Origin of the sequence: Pantoea sp. Morm (genome assembly GCF_016643525.1) — a bacterium.
GTDB lineage: Bacteria > Pseudomonadota > Gammaproteobacteria > Enterobacterales > Enterobacteriaceae > Pantoea > Pantoea dispersa.
This window is the reverse complement of record NZ_VOQX01000011.1, coordinates 1-17,463: the sequence shown is the minus strand read 5'-3', so window position 1 is coordinate 17,463 and position 17,463 is coordinate 1. Positions and strand designations below refer to the sequence as shown.

16 protein-coding genes and 1 tRNA gene are annotated in these 17,463 nt (G+C 56.9%); 8 read left to right on the top strand and 9 right to left on the bottom strand.

The genetic code is table 11. The annotated features are described in order from the left end of the window. Window positions 1–131 precede the first annotated feature (131 nt). Entirely contained in the window at window positions 132–2,984 is a 2,853-nt protein-coding gene (gene rcsC / locus FT726_RS06095; protein ID WP_021509234.1) for a two-component system sensor histidine kinase RcsC, read from the top strand. 42 nt (window positions 2,985–3,026) lie between these two features. On the opposite strand, the gene rcsB is transcribed toward rcsC, so the two are convergent. The 3 genes from rcsB to FT726_RS06080 are packed head-to-tail and all read right to left on the bottom strand — an operon-like array spanning window position 3,027 to window position 7,515. Next, the gene (rcsB, locus tag FT726_RS06090) at window positions 3,027–3,677 is read right to left on the bottom strand and encodes a response regulator transcription factor RcsB (RefSeq protein ID WP_013509853.1); all 651 of its coding nucleotides are present in this window, start codon (window positions 3,675–3,677) and stop codon (window positions 3,027–3,029) included. Between the two features lies 1 nt (window position 3,678). Beyond that, window positions 3,679–6,336 carry a phosphotransferase RcsD gene (rcsD, locus tag FT726_RS06085; protein ID WP_346302572.1) on the bottom strand — a complete coding sequence of 886 codons (2,658 nt, stop codon included), beginning with the start codon at window positions 6,334–6,336 and terminating at the stop codon, window positions 3,679–3,681. Between the two features lie 24 nt (window positions 6,337–6,360). Continuing rightward, the gene (locus FT726_RS06080; RefSeq protein WP_346302566.1) at window positions 6,361–7,515 is read right to left on the bottom strand and encodes an MFS transporter; all 1,155 of its coding nucleotides are present in this window, start codon (window positions 7,513–7,515) and stop codon (window positions 6,361–6,363) included. Window positions 7,516–8,407: 892 nt separating this feature from the next. On the opposite strand from FT726_RS06080, the gene ompC reads away from it, so the two are divergent. Beyond that, on the top strand, window positions 8,408–9,517 hold the full coding sequence (gene ompC / locus FT726_RS06075) for a porin OmpC (protein WP_031280043.1): 1,110 nt from the start codon (window positions 8,408–8,410) through the stop codon (window positions 9,515–9,517). A gap of 22 nt (window positions 9,518–9,539) precedes the next feature. Here ompC and FT726_RS06070 read toward each other — a convergent pair whose 3' ends face one another. Beyond that, window positions 9,540–10,103, bottom strand: a complete 564-nt coding sequence (locus tag FT726_RS06070) for a TetR/AcrR family transcriptional regulator (RefSeq protein WP_058769916.1) — start codon at window positions 10,101–10,103, stop codon at window positions 9,540–9,542. A 97-nt stretch (window positions 10,104–10,200) separates the two neighbouring features. Here FT726_RS06070 and FT726_RS06065 point away from each other — a divergent pair, with 97 nt between their 5' ends. Beyond that, the gene (locus tag FT726_RS06065; protein ID WP_058758444.1) at window positions 10,201–10,656 is read left to right on the top strand and encodes a nuclear transport factor 2 family protein; all 456 of its coding nucleotides are present in this window, start codon (window positions 10,201–10,203) and stop codon (window positions 10,654–10,656) included. A gap of 1 nt (window position 10,657) precedes the next feature. Here FT726_RS06065 and FT726_RS06060 read toward each other — a convergent pair whose 3' ends face one another. Further along, window positions 10,658–10,813 carry a hypothetical protein gene (locus FT726_RS06060; RefSeq protein WP_164861051.1) on the bottom strand — a complete coding sequence of 52 codons (156 nt, stop codon included), beginning with the start codon at window positions 10,811–10,813 and terminating at the stop codon, window positions 10,658–10,660. 401 nt (window positions 10,814–11,214) lie between these two features. Between FT726_RS06060 and apbE the strand changes: the two genes are divergently transcribed. The 3 genes from apbE to FT726_RS06040 all read left to right on the top strand — a co-directional run bounded on the left by apbE (window position 11,215) and on the right by FT726_RS06040 (window position 14,644). Beyond that, window positions 11,215–12,246, top strand: coding sequence for an FAD:protein FMN transferase ApbE (gene apbE, locus FT726_RS06050; RefSeq protein WP_059009148.1), 1,032 nt, complete (start codon window positions 11,215–11,217; stop codon window positions 12,244–12,246). A 17-nt stretch (window positions 12,247–12,263) separates the two neighbouring features. Further along, window positions 12,264–12,905 (top strand): DNA oxidative demethylase AlkB, encoded by a 642-nt coding sequence (gene alkB, locus FT726_RS06045; RefSeq protein ID WP_059009149.1) that lies wholly within the window; start codon window positions 12,264–12,266, stop codon window positions 12,903–12,905. 86 nt (window positions 12,906–12,991) lie between these two features. Next, window positions 12,992–14,644 (top strand): multidrug ABC transporter permease/ATP-binding protein, encoded by a 1,653-nt coding sequence (locus FT726_RS06040; protein WP_346302565.1) that lies wholly within the window; start codon window positions 12,992–12,994, stop codon window positions 14,642–14,644. A 153-nt stretch (window positions 14,645–14,797) separates the two neighbouring features. On the opposite strand, the gene FT726_RS06035 is transcribed toward FT726_RS06040, so the two are convergent. Together FT726_RS06035 and FT726_RS06030 are read right to left on the bottom strand one after the other, a co-directional pair. Beyond that, window positions 14,798–15,523 carry a 4'-phosphopantetheinyl transferase superfamily protein gene (locus tag FT726_RS06035; RefSeq protein ID WP_346302564.1) on the bottom strand — a complete coding sequence of 242 codons (726 nt, stop codon included), beginning with the start codon at window positions 15,521–15,523 and terminating at the stop codon, window positions 14,798–14,800. Window positions 15,524–15,599: 76 nt separating this feature from the next. Further along, a complete protein-coding gene (locus tag FT726_RS06030; protein ID WP_010618078.1) occupies window positions 15,600–15,803 on the bottom strand; it encodes a hypothetical protein in 204 nt (67 codons plus the stop codon). Between the two features lie 393 nt (window positions 15,804–16,196). Between FT726_RS06030 and FT726_RS06025 the strand changes: the two genes are divergently transcribed. Together FT726_RS06025 and FT726_RS06020 are read left to right on the top strand one after the other, a co-directional pair. Further along, window positions 16,197–16,700, top strand: a complete 504-nt coding sequence (locus FT726_RS06025; protein WP_058775796.1) for a hypothetical protein — start codon at window positions 16,197–16,199, stop codon at window positions 16,698–16,700. A gap of 142 nt (window positions 16,701–16,842) precedes the next feature. Then, window positions 16,843–17,115, top strand: coding sequence for a hypothetical protein (locus tag FT726_RS06020; RefSeq protein ID WP_058780313.1), 273 nt, complete (start codon window positions 16,843–16,845; stop codon window positions 17,113–17,115). Window positions 17,116–17,231: 116 nt separating this feature from the next. Here the strand turns inward: FT726_RS06020 and FT726_RS06015 are convergent. Both FT726_RS06015 and FT726_RS27625 read right to left on the bottom strand, forming a co-directional pair. Beyond that, a tRNA-Pro gene (locus FT726_RS06015) sits at window positions 17,232–17,308 on the bottom strand. A gap of 72 nt (window positions 17,309–17,380) precedes the next feature. After that, on the bottom strand, window positions 17,381–17,463 hold an 83-nt coding region (locus tag FT726_RS27625; RefSeq protein ID WP_407075051.1), incomplete at its 5' end, for a hypothetical protein.

The window sequence follows — 17,463 nt, the reverse complement described above, 5'->3', positions numbered from 1 at the left end:
ACCGACCTGCCGTTTTTTTTGTCTGACTTTCACTCCCAAAGTCGCGTGCCAACTGGCTTTTTCGCCCTGATAAAGCTAGTGTATGAGAACTTTTCAACGTCCCGATAACCCTTGCCGCCAGTGAGTCTCTTTTGAAATATCTCGTCTCCTTTCGCACCACGCTTCGCATCTCGCGCTACCTGTTTCGTGCGCTGGCACTGCTGCTCTGGTCGCTGGGTGCACTGTTGACCACTTTCTACATCATCAATGTGCTGCACGAGAAAGAGAACGCGGTGCGCCAGGAGTTTGCCACCAATTATGGTCAGGCCGAATGGTATGTGCGCCACTCCGCGGATGTGATGCGCGAGCTGAAGTACATCACTGAGAATCGCCTGAGCAGCAGCGTCAACGGGCTGGATATGCTCAACGGCATGCCGGGCGGCAAAAGCACGCTGCCGCAGTTTACGCCACTGTTTACCGACGGTGACTGCACGTCAATGAGCAACACCTGGCGTAACTCGCTCGATTCCCTGAGCTATTTCATTAACTACTGGAAAAGCAATTTTGCCTCAGCCTATGAACTCAATCGGGTGTTCTTTATTGGCGGCGAAAATCAGTGCCTGGCAGATTTCACCATCGGCAACAATAATCCGGTCGATCGCGAACGCAGCCTGAAGGCGCTGCGCGAAAACGTGCTGCACTACCGCAGCGGCAACGAGGAAGAGCGGCGTAATCCAATGTACTGGATTACCAACAGCAGCCAGCCAGGCATCGGCAACTTCTACATGGTGGTGCCGGTTTACGTCGCCAACAAACTGCAGGCGCTGCTCGGCGTGGAACAGAACATTCGCCTGGATGAATTTATTCAGCCCGGCGGGCTGCCGCTGGTGGCCACTATCACCGATGAAAACTATCGCCCGCTGATCAGCTCACGACGCGGCGGACCCGGTTATTCGCTGGACGATCTGCCGGATAACAGCACCTGGTTTGGTTATCTTGACGGCTATCGTCAGCTGGTGCTGAAAAAGCCGCTGCCGCCGTCCAGCCTCAATGTGGTGTGGTCGCTGTCGACCGATGTGCTGATGGATCAGCTCAAGCTGATGCTGATCAACGCGCTGCTGCTCAATATCCTCAGCGCGCTGATTCTGTTTACCCTGGCGTGGGTGTTCGAACGCCGCATGTTCCTGCCGGCGGAGGACAACGCTCACCGGCTGGAGGAGCACGAGCAGTTCAACCGCAAGATTGTCGCGTCAGCGCCGGTTGGCATCTGTATTTTGCGTACCAGCGATGGCACCAACATCCTCAGTAATGAACTGGCGCATAACTATCTGACGCTGCTGACGCAGGAAGATCGCCTGCGGCTGAACGAAATCATCGGCGGCCAGCAGGTTAATTTTGTCGATATGCTGACCGGCAGTAACACTAACCTGCAAATCAGCTTTGTGCATTCGCGCTACCGCAACGAGAACGTGGCGATTTGCGTGCTGGTCGACGTCTCGGCGCGCGTGCGCATGGAGCAGTCGCTGCAGGAGATGGCGCATGCCGCCGAGCAGGCCAGCCAGTCCAAATCGATGTTCCTTGCTACCGTCAGTCACGAACTGCGTACGCCGCTGTACGGCATTATCGGTAACCTCGATCTGCTGCAGACCAAATCGCTGCCGAAGGGCGTGGATTCGCTGGTCACGGCGATGAACAACTCATCCAGCCTGTTGCTGAAAATCATCAGCGATATTCTCGACTTCTCGAAGATCGAGTCCGAGCAGCTGAAGATTGAGCCGCGTCCCTTCTCGCCGCGTGAGGTGGTCAACCATATTGCCAGCAACTACCTGTCGCTGGTGGTGCGCAAGCGCCTGACGCTGTATGTGTTTATCGAGAACGATGTGCCGCTGGCGCTGGATGGCGATCCGCTGCGCCTGCAGCAGGTGATCTCCAACCTGCTGAACAACGCCATCAAGTTCACCCACACCGGCTGCATTATCCTGCACGCCTATGTCAAAGAGGGGTATCTGGCGTTTCGCGTGCGCGACACCGGCGTGGGAATCCCGGCAAAAGAGATCACGCGCCTGTTCGACCCGTTCTTCCAGGTCGGCTCCGGCGTGCAGCGTAATTTCCAGGGCACCGGGCTGGGACTGGCGATCTGTGAAAAGCTCATCAACATGATGGATGGCGACATCGAAGTCGACTCTGAACCGGGCATGGGCAGCCAGTTCGTGGTGCGTATTCCGATCTACGCCGGACAGCAACCCGCGCCGCCGCTGCTGGATGGTCTGCAGGAAAAAGCCATCTGGCTCGACCTGCGCAACGACTATCTGGCGGCCTTCCTGCTGCGTCTGCTCCAGCAGCAGGGCATCCAGGTTGCGCACTATCAGGGGCGGGCTGGGGCAGACGATGTGATGATCTGCGATCACCACGACGCGCCAGCGCAGACGGTACGCGCGCGCATCCGTATCTGCGGTGAACACATCGATATGCCGCAGGAAACGACGCCGGGACAGTGGGTGCACAGCAGCGCGACGCTGCACGATCTGCCGCTGCTGCTGGGCCGGATTTATCGCATTGCCATCGACAGTGAAACGGCGACCACGCTGGAACTGCCGGTGCCGCAGCAGGCCTCCAGCTATGAAGACATCATGGTGCTGATTGTTGATGACCATCCGATTAACCGCATGTTGCTGTCTGAACAGCTTGGCACGCTGGGCTATCAGACCAAAACGGCGCAGGACGGCGTGGATGCGCTCAACGTGCTCAGCCGTAACCATATCGATATCGTACTGAGCGACGTCAACATGCCAAACATGGACGGCTACCGGCTGACGCAGCGTCTGCGCCAGCTGGGGCATGCTTTCCCGGTGATTGGGGTGACCGCTAACGCACTGGCGGAAGAGAAACAGCGCTGTATGGATGCCGGCATGGATAATTGCCTGTCAAAACCGGTGACGCTGGATGTGCTGAAAACCACGCTGGCGCTGTATGCCGAACGTGTTCGCAAAAGCCGGGAAGGATAAGCAGGGCAGAGGAGAGGCGGTGCCGAAGCACCGCCGCAGGGATTACTCTTTGTCGACCTGAGTGGCGCTGACGGAAGAGAGGTAGTTCAGCAGCGCGATATCGTTATCCACGCCCAGCTTCATCATTGCTGATTTCTTCTGGCTACTGATGGTTTTGATACTGCGGTTCAGCTTCTTGGCGATCTCGGTAACGAGGAAGCCTTCGGCGAACAGGCGCAGCACTTCGCTCTCTTTCGGTGACAGACGTTTGTCGCCATAGCCGCCGGCGCTGATTTTCTCCAGCAGTTTGGCCACGCTTTCTGGCGTGTACTTTTTCCCTTTCTGCAGGGCTGCCAGCGCTTTTGGCAGGTCAGTTGGTGCACCCTGCTTCAGCACGATGCCTTCGATATCCAGATCCAGTACCGCGCTCAGGATCGCCGGGTTATTGTTCATGGTCAGAACAATAATGGAGAGATCCGGATAGTGACGCTTGATGTACTTGATCAGCGTGATGCCGTCGCCGTATTTTTCGCCCGGCATCGACAGATCGGTAATCAGGACGTTGGCATCCAGTTTGGACAAGCTATTGATCAGTGCTGTTGAGTCTTCAAACTCACCTACCACATTCACCCATTCGATCTGTTCCAGAGATTTACGGATACCGAACAGAACGATTGGATGGTCATCGGCAATAATTACATTCAGGTTATTCATCTTATTGGTTACCTTGCTGCAGCAGTTGGTTGACGTACGCGTCAATTTCACTGGTGGTATTTTTAATGGTTAAATCGTCGCACAGTTTAATGTGCTGTTCTAACTCTTCACAAAGCTGTTTACCCGGCAGTAAATTGAGCATGGCAAACACGCCTTTCAGGCGATGCGCTGTCTGAGCAAGCGAGGGATAGTCCTTCTCCGCCGACTCAGTATACAGTCTCTTCACATCTGGCGGTACTGTCTCCGTAAACAGCTGGAAATAGCTGCCGCTCAGCAGCGGCGTGGCAGCCTCATCGTCGTCGCTCTCCTCTATCGAATCATGAGCCAGTTGCTTCTCAATCAGGGCCAGCAGCGCATCAAGCAGCGCATTGCTGAGATTGAAATTGACCCGGAATTGCTGGTCGTTGAGGGCGTGATGCCCCATTTCGTCGCCCGCCAGCAACAGCGCCCAGCCGTGAAGGCGTGCCGGGTCGTCCGTCACCAGCACATCATGCTCCTGCCCGGACAAGCGTTCGTCCGAGGTCAGGCAATTTGCCCCCCAGTTCTCGAGGTGGCGGCAGACAATTTTGTGTACGTCCTCGACCGCGATATCCACCAGCGCCGTCACGCCTTCCAGCAGTTTCTCTTCCTGCTCGCTCTGCTGCTCCAGCGCCAGCGGCAGCTGAATGTTGTAGCGCGTGCCGATATCCGGTTTGGCGATAATCTCCAGCTGGCCGCCCATCTGTTTGCACAGCTGCTTACACAGGAAAAATGCCATGCCAGACGCCTGACCGTAACGGTCCTGCGTGGTTTCGCCAAGGTAAGGGAAATCGACGTTGGCCAGCTCGTCGCCGGTCAGGCCTGAGCCGGTATCCACCAGCTGGAACAGCACGCTGTTGGCTTTGCTGTCGCTGGCTTTGATATCGAGGGAAATCTTGCCCCACTGCGTGGTGGTGAGCGCGTAGTGCATCAGTGTGGTCAGGACTTTACGCAGCGCGCGGCGATCGCCAAAGCGCATCTCGTCGTTGGCCAGCTGATTGTTGACCACCAGCGTCAGCCCTTTGCGGCGCAGCAGCGGCAGGCTCTCCAGCGCAATCTCATCCAGCAGATCCTGCAGGTTAAACACGCCCGCATCCGGCGACCAGTCGTGGGCTTCCAGCCGGTTGAGCAGGACGATATCGTCCACCAGCCGCGCCAGACCCTGGCTCTCATCCAGCAGATCCAGCACGCTCTCGTCGTCATCGCGCTGGCTGAGCTGCACCAGCTGCGTCACCATGCTCTGTAGCGGACGATTAAGCGCATGGCCAAGATTCTGCATCAGCTGCTGGCGCATCTGGTGGTTGCGATCCAGCACCTGCTGCGCTTTTTGCAGCTTCTTATTCACCAGCAGCTCGCGATCCTGATCGCGCATCATAAACAGCTGGGTGTGCGGTGACAGCATGCTGCGCGCGTGGCGAATCTCATACACTTCGTTATTGATGGTAGCCTGCAGCACGCCCTGATGCTGATCGGACATATTGATGATCTTCTGCAGATTGAGATGCGGCAGCAGATGCTCAGCGATTTTGTTGCTCAGCAGGGTGCGATTGGTACCAAAGTCATACACCAGCAGCCCGACCGGCAGGCTGGCGACGATCTCCTCATTCAGCATACGCAGCGAATCAAGCTCAGCGCTCTGGTTCTCATTCGGTCGCAGTGACTGCTGGCGCAGCAGCGTAATGCCGGCAATAGACAGCAGGAATAGCAACAGGTTGATCAGCAGCGGCCACATCAGGTTGTGCAGGGTATCCATCGCCAGGCTGGCGAGTGGCACCCGGTACACTAGCTGGAGCGAGGTGCTGGGCAGCGTGGCGGCAATCTCCAGGTTCGGGTTAACCAGCGTGACCGCGGTGCTTTCGCTGCTGGCGTCATCGCTGGTGGCGCTGCCGGGCTGGCTGGCATCCTGGCGCAGCTGGAAATTCTCCAGCGGCATACTGCGTGGAATCAAATCGTTAACCGGCAGATCGAACGCCACCACCGTGGCTAAATGACCTGGCTGGTTAAACGTGGTGCGCAGCGTGAAGTAGTGATCGTTCTGCCAGGCAAAGTGGCGCAGTGGCGAGAAGCTTTCGCGTTCGTCCAGCGCATTGGCCTGTTGCAGCATTTCGGCACGGCGGCTGTCCACCAGCGTATTGATCGCGCTCTCTTTATAGCGCGTCGCCATATCCTTGAGCGGCAGGGTCGAGATCATGATCAGGCTGTTGTCCTGACCATTGAGGAAGTACATCGACCACGCCGGATTTTCAGCGCCCCACAGCGTATCGAGATAATTGGACATGCGCAGCGTCATATCCAGCGTGCTGCTGTCGTGCGAGCCGAAAATCAGCGCTTCGGTCTTGCGGCGGGTTTTCTCCAGATAGTAAACATCCGGGCGCAGGCGCGTCTCCTGCAGGCTACTGTTCGGCGTAGAACCCGCGGCGCTGGTGGCGAGATTTTCATAGATTTGCCAGGTGGCAAAGCGGTAAGCATCAATGCGTTTTTGCATCGCGCGCGCCAGGTCGGTCATGGCGTAGCGCTTTTCCATGATCCACGCATTCACACTGTTATGCACCATGGCGCCGAGCGCGAGAAATAGCACCAGGTTAAACACCACGAAAAAGCGCGTTACGTTGCCGGAGGTCAGCGGAAATTTATAAGGCAGCATAGGTGTCTCAGGATCCTGCAATTAACGCGCGACCAGCCGGGCGCTGGCGGCAACCGCCAGCAGCAGCAGGGCGATAAGTAAAAACGCGCCGCTCAGGCTGAGCCACTGGGAAATAAAGCCGATTAAAGCCGGGCCTGAAAGAATACCCGCATAGCCGAGCGTTGTCATGGCGGAAATCGCCAGATTGGCCGGCATATCCTGTTGATTACCGGCGGCATTAAACAGCATCGGCACGGTATTGGCCAGGCCAAAGCCCACCAGCAAAAAGGCCAGCAGCGCCGCCTGTGGCCACGGCAGCAGCACCGCGAGTGTCATGCCGGCCGCCGCCGCCAGCGCACCGGTCAGCATCACCGGATAGCGGCCAAAGCGCTGAATCACTTTATCGCCCGTCAGACGACCTATGGTCATGGCGATAGAGAAGATGGCGTACCCCAGACCGGCGTGCGCCACGCTCATGCCCGGACTTTGCAGCAGCAGCAGGGCGCTCCAGTCGAGTACCGCGCCTTCCGCAAGGAACAGAATAAAGCACAGGCAACCGAGGAAGGCGACCCAGCCGCGCGGAATCACCAGCCAGGGTTGATCGGGCTGATGCAGGCGCTCTGTCATCAGCGTCGGCAGGCTGCACAGCAACAGCAGCACCATCAGCAGCATGATCACACCCACCGCCTGCAGCGGTGTCAGACCCGCGCCAAGTAACAGGCTGACCGCGCCGGCGCCAAGAATACCGCCAAGGCTGAGGAAACCGTGGAAACCGGACATCATCGGCTTGGCCGCCGCTTTCTCAACCTCAACCGCCTGCACATTCATGGCCACATCCAGCATGCCGAGCCCGGCACCGAACACCATCAGCGTGGCGGCCATCAGCCACATCACATCCAGCGTCGCCAGCAGTGGCAGTACAGCCAGCACCACCAGCGTGGAGCACAGCATAACGCGGCGGCAGCCAAAGCGTGCCACCAGCGCACCGGTCACCGGCATTGCCGCCAGTGAACCAATGCCGAGACACAGCAGCAGGCCGCCCAGCGACGCGCCCGTCAGCTGGAGACGCTGGCTGGCAAACGGCACCAGCGGTGCCCACGCAGACATGCTTAAACCGGCGATGAGAAAAACGAGGCGTGTTCCCAGATTGACACGCTGATGCAATTTGTTGGGCTGTGCGGCGTCCAGTGCTGTCATAAAGGTGTCGTTGTCATAAGTCGTTCGAGCGACGAAGTTTAGCATTAAAGCTGGCGCGGCACCGCTCAATGAAGGCGAAGAGCAGGGCAAAAATGGTCGCCAGAAACGAGCATATTACCTATCTTTTGCCAGGCGCTGCGCTTTTCCAGACATTTCCTGGACTTCATAAGCTCTCTGGCTCTTAGTAAACCGATAGATTCAGTGAAAATTTGGCTTAAGTTGGGGTGAAAATCGATTACTGCGGCAACGCTAACTGACTGAATAGTGGTAAAGAATATTCCGCAAACGGTTGGGGAAACGCATCGGCTATATTCCTGTTCAACTTTATTACGCCCGGAAATTAACATTGTGCAATCATGGCTAAGTAATGAACAAAAAGTGCGAAAACGAACAAATAATGGCGTCCTGAGTGGCGGTTAATTTAACCTCAGTAAACAGGTTTACATAAAATTACACAGCGGAAGAAAAATGGCAGGCAAAAAAATGCCGGACAATCATGTCCGGCGGGAATTAGGGTAAATCTCTCATTCGGGGTGAATGAAGGTAATAATGAAATAAATGATGATAGCGGGAGTAATTGTATGCGCTGAGTGGCGTTAAGTTTTATCATTCAGTGCGGCAGCTTATCTCATCTTATCTCTATGTATTTAAATGAATAAAATTCGGTTTATCAATTAGTGCGATATTTTTTGCCGATGTGTGCTGATTATTAGTTCCGCGAAATTTACATTTAGAAATAACTATTTAATACAATGAAACACTTTCGGAAATTTAGTATCATTTTCGTGATAGATTATTGCTCTCCATAAAATAACAATGGCTTGCCGGCTGAATTTTTAAGCATTCAGTTAGCAGTGGCACATATAAAAGGCACATTACAGAGGGTAATAAAATGAAACGTCGCGTTCTCTCCCTGATGATTCCTGCATTGCTGGTGGCAGGCTCAGCAAGCGCAGCTGAAATTTATAATAAAGATGGCAACAAATTAGACCTCTACGGCAAAGTAGACGGCCTGCACTATTTCTCGGACAACGATGGCCAGGACGGTGACCAGTCTTACCTGCGTTTTGGTTTTAAAGGTGAAACTCAGGTGACCGACCAGCTGACCGGCTACGGTCAGTGGGAGTACCAGGCTGCGCTGAACACCGCAGAATCGCAGGGTACCGCTAACAGCTACACCCGTGTCGGCTTCGCCGGTCTGAAATTCGGTGATGCGGGCTCGTTCGACTACGGCCGTAACTACGGCGTACTGTATGACATCGGCGCCTGGACTGACGTGCTGCCGGAGTTTGGTGGTGACACCTACGGCGCGGACAACTTCATGTTCCAGCGCAGCAACGGCCTGGCGACTTACCGCAACAGCAACTTCTTCGGCCTGGTGGATGGCTGGAACTTTGCCGTGCAGTATCAGGGCAAAAACGACAACCCAACCGAATCCTCTTCCGGTCGTGATGTCCTGGGTGAGAACGGCGACGGCTGGGGTCTGAGCACCACCTACGATCTGGGCTCCGGCTTCGGTCTGGGTGCGGCGATGTTCCAGTCTGACCGTACTAACAATCAGAACGGCAACGCGCCAGGCATTCTCGGTCGCGGTGATAAAGCCGAAGCCTACACCGGCGGTCTGAAATATGACGCTAACAACGTGTATCTGGCGGCGATGTACACCCGTTCTTACAACGCAACCCGCTTCGGCGCGGTGGATTCCGCTGCGTACGGCTATGCCAACAAAGCGGACAACTGGGAACTGGTGGCACAGTATCAGTTTGACTTCGGTCTGCGTCCGTCGCTGGCCTTCGTCTCCTCACGCGGCAGCGATATCGAAGGTTACGGCAGCCAGAACCTGAAAAAATATGTCGACGTGGGTGCGACCTATTACTTCAACAAAAACATGTCGACCTATGTTGATTACCAGATCAACCTGCTGGACGACAACAACTTCACCGATGCGGCCGGTATCAACACCGACGACATCGTTGCGCTGGGCCTGGTTTACCAGTTCTAAGCCGGAGGGCGTGGCCTGCGGGTCACGCTCTGCTCTCCAGCAGCGCGTTCAGCGCCGCCTGCAGCGTTGCCGTCACCTGCTGCGCCGCTTCCCCCATCTGAACCTGCACGATTGCGCCATCCACCAGCAACACGATCTGCCCGGTTTTATCCTGCTGCGCTGTGCTGAGTCTTTCGGCAATGGCGGCCGCCATCTCCCGCTTGTGCTGGCGAATCAGGGCGCTCGCTTCCGGCAGGGTATCAGCCAGTTCTGCCGCGCTATTAATAAACGCACAGCCGCGGAAATCCTCCTCCTGAAACCAGCTCAGTAACGCAGCCGGCAGCGCCACGTTGATGGCAGGCTGCTGCGCCAGCGCGCTGCGAAAGCCGCTCATCCAGCGCTGATGGCGCTGCTGCAGAAATGCCAGAATTAAGTCATTTTTGGCCGGAAAGTGGCGGTAGAAGGTCACTTTGGTCACGCCAGCCGCGGCAATCACTTTATCGATGCCGGTAGCACGGATGCCTTGCGCATAAAACAACTGTTGCGCGCTGAGCAGGATGCGGTCACGCGCGCTGGCGCTGGCATCAAACAGCAGGGGTGCGAGCATAAGAAAAAATTCCTGTTTACGGGGGTAGACAGAATTGTCTACATACGGCAGGATGAATCAAGTAGACAGACCTGTCTACATCATCAGGAGACAAAAAATGCTCATTCCCCCGTTCGATCATCAAAGTGCCTTAGAAAAAGTGCGTATGGCGGAAGATGCCTGGAACAGCTGCGATCCGCAGCGCGTGTCGCAGGTTTACAGTGAAGATACCCGCTGGCGCAATCGCAGCGAATTCGTTAACGGCCGCGCGGACGTCGTGACCTTTTTGCAGCGTAAATGGGCCCGCGAGCTGGATTATCGGTTGATTAAAGAGTTGTGGGCGTGGCACCACGATAAGCTGGCGGTGCGTTTTGCCTATGAGTGGCGCGATGACAGCGGCAACTGGTTCCGCAGCTACGGCAATGAAAACTGGCACTTTGGTGCCGATGGTCTGATGATTCAGCGCTTCGCCTGCATCAACGATTTGCCGATTAGCGCTGAAGCGCGGCTGTTTCACTGGCCGGCTGGCAGACGCCCGGACGATCATCCGGGCCTGAGCGAGCTGGGTTTGTAATTTACGGCGCGTTGCGCCAGCGTCTGGCCTTTGCCGCCTGCTGCGGGGATGTGGTGGCAGGTGGCAGGCTGCCTTCCAGCGCTACGCCCGCCAGCGTAAAGGCGGAAAAGCTCAGCCAGCGCTGCCATTTATCCTGTTGTTCTGTTGCCTTACTCATATTGCACCTCGCTGATGTTCAACCCACCATCAACGCTGCACAATTCATGCCATGCCACCGCTCTCAGCGCCACGCGCCCCGTGGTCGCTTTGTTACACTGCGCCAGCGCTGATGCGGTGCAGGATGCACGACGCTGGTGCAATGCCTTAACGTCGGCGCGACGGATAGTGCTGAATCAGGCGGTGGCGATAGTGCTGCCAGCAACGGAAGCTTCCGTAAGCAAATAACCCGGCGGTAATAGCAAGAATCATATAAATCATCTGTCGCTCCTGTAAGGATTCTCGTGCAGGAACGCAGTATGCTGTGCCAGCCAGCGATCAACTTCAAGCAGCTTTAGACGGTTTTACAAGCGAGTTATGCTTTGTAATAGGCTGTAGTAATGAGTTACAGACGAGGAATTGATGAATTTTCAGAACATTCTGCTGACAGGCATGGTAGCACTGCTGCTGAGCGGGTGCGAGCAAAAACCGGCGCAGCAGGCGCTGGTGCTGGAAGGCAAAACCATGGGAACGGTGTGGCGCGTGAGTCTGGCGGGCGTGGATGCTCAGCGTAAGGCCGCGCTGCAGCAGGCGATTCAGCAGCAGCTCGATCGCGACGATGGCGAACTCTCCACCTGGAAAGAGGACTCGGTGCTGTCGCGCTTCAACCAGTATCAGGGACAGGATCCCCAGCCGGTCAGTGCCGATATGGCCGATATCGTCACCCGCGCGCTGCGCATCGGCCAGCTGACCGGCGGCGCGATGGACATTACCGTCGGACCGCTGGTGAATCTGTGGGGCTTTGGCCCGGCGCAGCAGCCGGCGCATACGCCATCGGATGCCGCCATCGCTGCCGCCAAAGCGCAGACCGGCCTGCAGCACCTGCGCGTGATTGAAACGGTGAACGGCCAGTGGCTGCAGAAAGATCTGCCTGGCCTGTATGTTGATCTCTCCACTATGGGCGAAGGCTACGCCACCGATCACCTGGCGCGGCTGATGGAGCAGCAGGGCATCACTAATTATCTGGTGTCGGTGGGCGGGGCAGTGCTGAGTCGCGGCCTGAATGCCAGCCAGCAGCCGTGGCGGGTTGCCATCCAGAAACCGACCGATCGCGAGAACGCGGTGGAGGCACGCGTCGATCTGCAGGGGCACGGAATCAGCACCTCTGGCAGCTATCGCAACTATTATGAACTGGATGGCAAACGCATCTCGCACGTGATCGATCCGGCCAGCGGCCGACCCATCGATCACCGGCTGGTCTCAGCCACGGTGATTGCCACCACCGCGCTGGAAGCCGACGGCTGGGACACCGGGCTGATGGTGCTCGGCACCGAGCGTGCCAAAGCGCTGGCGCTGAAACAGCATCTGGCGGTGTATCTGATTACGAAGCAGGGCGACGGCTTCAGCCACTGGATGTCGCCACAGTTCAAATCGTTTCTTATCAATCAGCCCTGACCTGACAGGAGGTAACTGTGCTGGATCTATTTAGTGAAGACGCGCCATGGCAGGAACCGCTGGCCGAGGGCGCGGTGATTCTGCGTCGCCGGGCGCGCGAGCAGGCCGATGCGCTGCTGGCGGCGATTCATGACGTCGCGGCCCTTAACCCGTTTGCCCATCGCATCACGCCGGGTGGACATCGCATGTCAGTCGCCATGACCAACTGCGGTGATTTTGGCTGGTCGACCGATTCGCGCGGTTACCAGTACACCGAACAGGATGTCAGCAGCGGCCGTAAATGGCCGCCGATGCCCGCGCTGTTCCGCACGCTGGCGCAGCAGACCGCGCAGGAGGCCGGCTTTGCCGGTTTCAACCCGGACGCCTGCCTGATTAACCGCTATGAGCCCGGCGCCAAACTGACGCTGCATCAGGATAAGGATGAGAAGGACTTACGCCAGCCGATTGTCTCGGTATCGCTTGGCCTGCCGGCCGTTTTTCAGTTTGGCGGTTTCGAGCGCGGCGATGCGACGCAGCGCGTGCTGCTGGAGCACGGCGATATCGTGGTGTGGGGCGGTCCGTCGCGCCTGCGCTATCATGGCATTTTGCCGCTAAAAGCGGGCATCCATCCGCAGGCTGGCGCGTTCCGTTACAACCTGACCTTCCGCCGCGCCCAGTAACCGTAAAACGGATGAGAATTATTCTTGCCTTCACCCGAAGCGCCATTAAACTGCAGGCTGCCTGGTTGACCTCTGGATAATTTTTAATGGCATTGCTTCAGGTTGTTTTTCGCCAGTACCGCTGGCCGTTTATCGGCGTGATTGTGCTGACGCTGCTCAGCGCCGCGCTGGGTATCGGGCTAATCGCCTACATCAATAATGAACTGATCGTGGCAGTTAATACCTCGCTCACCGTGCTGCCGGGCTTTCTCGCCCAGCTGTTTCTGCTGATGGCGGTGACGCTGGCATCGCAGCTGGCGCTGACTCAGCTCGGCCACCATTTTGTCTGGCGGCTGCGCGGTGAGTTTATCAAACGTATTCTGGATACGCGGGTTGAACGCATTGAGCAGATTGGTAACGCTCAGCTGCTGGCCGGCCTGACCAGCGACGTGCGTGCCATCACTATCGCGTTTGTGCGCCTGCCGGAGCTGATTCAGGGCATCATTATTACGCTGGGTTCCGCGATCTATCTGGCGTGGCTGTCACCGCAAATGCTGTTGATCACCACGCTGTGGCTGGTGGTGACGCTGATCGGCGGCTGGCTGCTGGTGTCGCGCGTCTATCAGCACATGGCGAAGCTGCGCGACATCGAGGACGAGCTGTACCGCGATTTTCAGACCATCATTGAAGGGCGCAAAGAGCTGCAGCTTAACCGCGAGCGCGCCCGGCTGATTTACGACACCGTGTATCAGGAAAATGCCACGGATTATCGTCGTCACATTGTGCGCGCCGATACCTTCCATCTCAGCGCGGTGAACTGGTCGAACATTATGATGCTCGGCGCGATTGGTATTGTGTTCTTCATGGCCAACGGTCTGGGCTGGGCCAATACCGCTGTCGCCGCGACCTATTCGCTGACGCTGCTGTTCCTGCGCACGCCGCTGCTGGCGGCAGTAGGCGCGCTGCCGACGCTGCTCAGCGCACAGGTGGCGTTGCGGAAAATTAATACCTTCGATCTGGCACCCTATAGCGCCGGTTTCAACGCGCTGCCGACGGTGAGCGACTGGCAGACGCTGGAGCTGCGCGACGTCTGTTTCCATTATGGCGAGCACGGTTTTGCCGTCGGGCCGATCAACCTGACGCTGCGCCGCGGTGAACTGGTGTTTCTGATTGGCGGTAACGGCAGCGGTAAATCCACGCTGGCGATGCTGCTGACCGGGCTGTATCAGCCGCATTCAGGCCACCTGCTGCTGGACGGTAAAGAGGTGGATTGGCATAACCTTGATGCTTATCGCCAGCACTTTTCGGCGGTATTCACTGACGTGCACCTGTTTGACCGTTTGATTCGTCGCGGTGGTGAGCCGGCTAATCCGGCGCTGGTGCAGCAGTGGCTGGAACGGCTGAAAATGCAGGACAAGCTCAAGCTGGAAGGCAACCGGGTACTCAACCTGCAGCTGTCGAAAGGGCAGAGCAAGCGCCTTGCTCTGCTGCTGGCGGCGGCGGAGGAGCGCGATATCCTGCTGCTCGATGAGTGGGCGGCCGATCAGGACCCGCACTTCCGCCGCATCTTCTACCGCGAGCTGCTGCCGTGGCTTCAGGCGTCCGGCAAAACCGTGTTCGCCATCAGCCATGACGATCACTACTTTATTCATGCCGATCGGCTGCTGGAAATGCGCGATGGGCAGTTAAGCGAGCTGACCGGCCGCGAGCGCGAAATGGCCACGCTGGACGCCGTCAAACGCACCGATACCGGCCATTGACGGCTGGCGGCAAAGCTTAGCAAAAACCCTTATTGGGCAGGACGTTGTCAGCGGGATACAGTGAATGGCAGCAGAGATCCTCGTCTCTGCCTCCCTGGAACACTTCTGTCGTCTTGTGTTGTCACCGGCCCGGGCTCATTCCGCGCCGGTTTTTTATTGCGTGCAGGCCGGGTGAGTGAGCAGTGTGACCACGCGCGCTGGCTGCAGCCAGAAGCGTGCGTCCAGCACGGTGCTGCGGGTAAATTCCGCGCTGAAATCCTGACACAGCTGCAACCGCGCGCGCTGCTGCGGCAGGTCGAGCTCAATCAGCGCAGCCTGATGAAACGCCATGGGCTGATGCAGCCGCGGCCATAGCGCCTTATAAAGACTCTCTTTCAACGAAAACAGTAGCGTTGCCGCCTGCGCAAAGGGCAGCGGCTGACCCTCAAGCAGCGCGCGCTCCTGCGCGTTCATCAGCAGTTCCGCCGTGTCCTGCGCGGTTTCCTCTGCCATCACCTGCTCAACATCAATGCCCACATACAATGCCTCGCGCGTCGCGGCCATCACCACGCAGTCATGGCTGTGCGACAGTGAAGCACGAATGCCTGCCGGCCAGCACGGTGAGCGATCCGGCGCGTTGTGCAGCACAAAATCAGTGATTCCCAGCTGCGCCAGCTGTTGCCGCACCAGCCAGCGGCTGGCGAGATATTCAATTTTGCGTTTGCTGGCTGCCTGCTGTAGCGCAGACGGCAGCGGCAGTTGCCACTGCGCAGGTAAAGCGGCGTGCCACTGTTGCCGATCAAAGCGGCACCACGCCAGCGATAGCGATTCAGCGGTGTGGCCAGCGGCGGTGATAAAACCACAAGCGGGCAGCGGCAGGGATGTTTCGGCTGAGAACATAACGAGTAACGGCTGATGGAAAAGCGTGTTTTACCAGTCAGCCGCGGGCAGAGCAAGCCGAAAAGGCTGCTGCGGGTTAGCGATTTGGCGGGATAGCGAAGCTCTTCATCTGCACCACAAAATGGTGGTGGCCTTTGGTAATGCGTGCACCACGGTCGCACCAGTGGCTGGCCAGGCGGAAGAAATCATCGCTGCCAATATCATACGCCAGCTCCACTTTGCTGATGCCTGAGTGCAGGAGTTCTTCCGCATCCTGCAGGTTTTTTGCTTTGATGACCATAACGAGATTCCATCAAATAAACGGGAGCTTTAGGGTAGGGGAAATCTGTGACAGTTTTGTTTCACTTTAATGAATTGCTGTCACAAATCAGTAAAAACGTGATCCCGGTCGGCTTTGCTGACTTCAGTTAAGTACCTGATTCGCAGCATGAATGAAGTGTGATGCGAGATTATGCTGCAGGATTTAGCACCTTGAACAGTAAGGTGAGGGCCTGTCGCAGTGGTGCCGAATAGCCGCGTCTGGCGCGGTAATGGCGCGGTCATTTTCCATCTCTATCCTTCCTGTAGTGGCTGTATTATGAAGCCCATCTCACATCGATAGCCGCTTCGTTTAACCGGGGTAAAGCGTGGGCGTAACATGCTGGTGGCTGACGAAGAGGCTAAGGAGCGAACGATGCAAAAACTGGCTGGCATAATGTTACTGGGTTGCATGAGCGTAGGCGCTGCACAGGCAGCGGATCTCAGCTTCCAGAATGCGCAGGGCAATATTGAAGTGGTGCCCGGCAAACCCACCTTTGTGCATAAACTGCACTACCGCAAACTCTATGATGAAAAGCCGTTCCCGGATGCGGTGATTTATTACTACAGCAACGGGGTGTATAAAATCCTGTCGCAGGGCGAAAATCATTATGGCCTCTATGTGATGCAGGGCAGCGTTGAGGACCAGAGTTACACCATCCGCTATATTTCAGCGCCGTCAAAAGACTGGGGCAACAAAACCGCCTTCCATCAGCTCACCTTTGTGAATGGCGCGCAGGCAAAGGTGTTTATTCAAAACGCGATTACGGATACCGGTGAGCAGATCGCCCAGCAAAACGGCGAGTTTTTGCTGCAGGATCACGATCCCGCAAACGCGGCGGCAGACCGCTGGGATGATGAATTGAAAATCCAGCGCTGACGGTCAAAGCCTTCCCTCTGCGCCGCAACCGTTACGGATCGGGTTGCGGCGCCCGATGTGCCAGCGTTACAAAGATTTTCCCTATCCCAGCGAGAATTGTTTCCGGCTGGCAACGCGGCCAAAACTCGATAATTATCAGGGCATGACTAAATATCGTGTAAGAGTGGGTTTTCACAACCCCTCAGCCCTGACCTTCAGGCAACTGGATGAAATACTGGAACCGCAACGCTTCTGGCGCAGCGACACGCGCAGCGGTACGTTTCGCTACTTCATGGAGTATGAATATGAGTCGGAAGTGCGCGATATCTGCGAAGTGTGCGAGCTGGCTTATTCGCAGGCGTGTAAGGTGAAGAAATGCCCGCTGATTCTGGTGCAACCCTGCGAGACGGAAGTCCCGCTGACGTTTAACCCGTAGACGCGTGGCAGTCCGCACGCTGAAAACCATCGCGCTCGGGGCGCGCCGGGTTTTACCCTCGCAAAATGCAGGCAATAAAAAAAGCAGCCGTAAGTGGCTGCTTTTCTTTGGGATTTTGGTCGGCACGAGAGGATTTGAACCTCCGACCCCTGACACCCCATGACAGTGCGCTACCAGGCTGCGCTACGTGCCGAACGTGGAGGGTTATACTACTGGTTCCGTTGGCGATTGCAATATGCCGGCAGCTTAACTGCCTCATAATTAATCAGTTTGCCGTGAACCGTTTCTCTTCCGTCAGCACCTGCAACAGCAGCGCCAGCTGAGGTTTATGATCTTTCAGCTCTTTGC

Bases quoted from the DNA above. Each gene is read 5' to 3' on its own strand.
- rcsB (WP_013509853.1), bottom strand. From the start codon at position 3,677: ATGAATAACCTGAATGTAATTATTGCCGATGACCATCCAATCGTTCTG.
- FT726_RS06080 (WP_346302566.1), bottom strand. From the start codon at position 7,515: ATGACAGCACTGGACGCCGCACAGCCCAACAAATTGCATCAGCGTGTC.
- ompC (WP_031280043.1), top strand. From the start codon at position 8,408: ATGAAACGTCGCGTTCTCTCCCTGATGATTCCTGCATTGCTGGTGGCA.
- FT726_RS06070 (WP_058769916.1), bottom strand. From the start codon at position 10,103: ATGCTCGCACCCCTGCTGTTTGATGCCAGCGCCAGCGCGCGTGACCGC.
- FT726_RS06065 (WP_058758444.1), top strand. From the start codon at position 10,201: ATGCTCATTCCCCCGTTCGATCATCAAAGTGCCTTAGAAAAAGTGCGT.
- FT726_RS06060 (WP_164861051.1), bottom strand. From the start codon at position 10,813: ATGAGTAAGGCAACAGAACAACAGGATAAATGGCAGCGCTGGCTGAGC.
- apbE (WP_059009148.1), top strand. From the start codon at position 11,215: ATGAATTTTCAGAACATTCTGCTGACAGGCATGGTAGCACTGCTGCTG.
- FT726_RS06040 (WP_346302565.1), top strand. From the start codon at position 12,992: ATGGCATTGCTTCAGGTTGTTTTTCGCCAGTACCGCTGGCCGTTTATC.
- FT726_RS06035 (WP_346302564.1), bottom strand. From the start codon at position 15,523: ATGTTCTCAGCCGAAACATCCCTGCCGCTGCCCGCTTGTGGTTTTATC.
- FT726_RS06030 (WP_010618078.1), bottom strand. From the start codon at position 15,803: ATGGTCATCAAAGCAAAAAACCTGCAGGATGCGGAAGAACTCCTGCAC.
- FT726_RS06025 (WP_058775796.1), top strand. From the start codon at position 16,197: ATGCAAAAACTGGCTGGCATAATGTTACTGGGTTGCATGAGCGTAGGC.
- FT726_RS06020 (WP_058780313.1), top strand. From the start codon at position 16,843: ATGACTAAATATCGTGTAAGAGTGGGTTTTCACAACCCCTCAGCCCTG.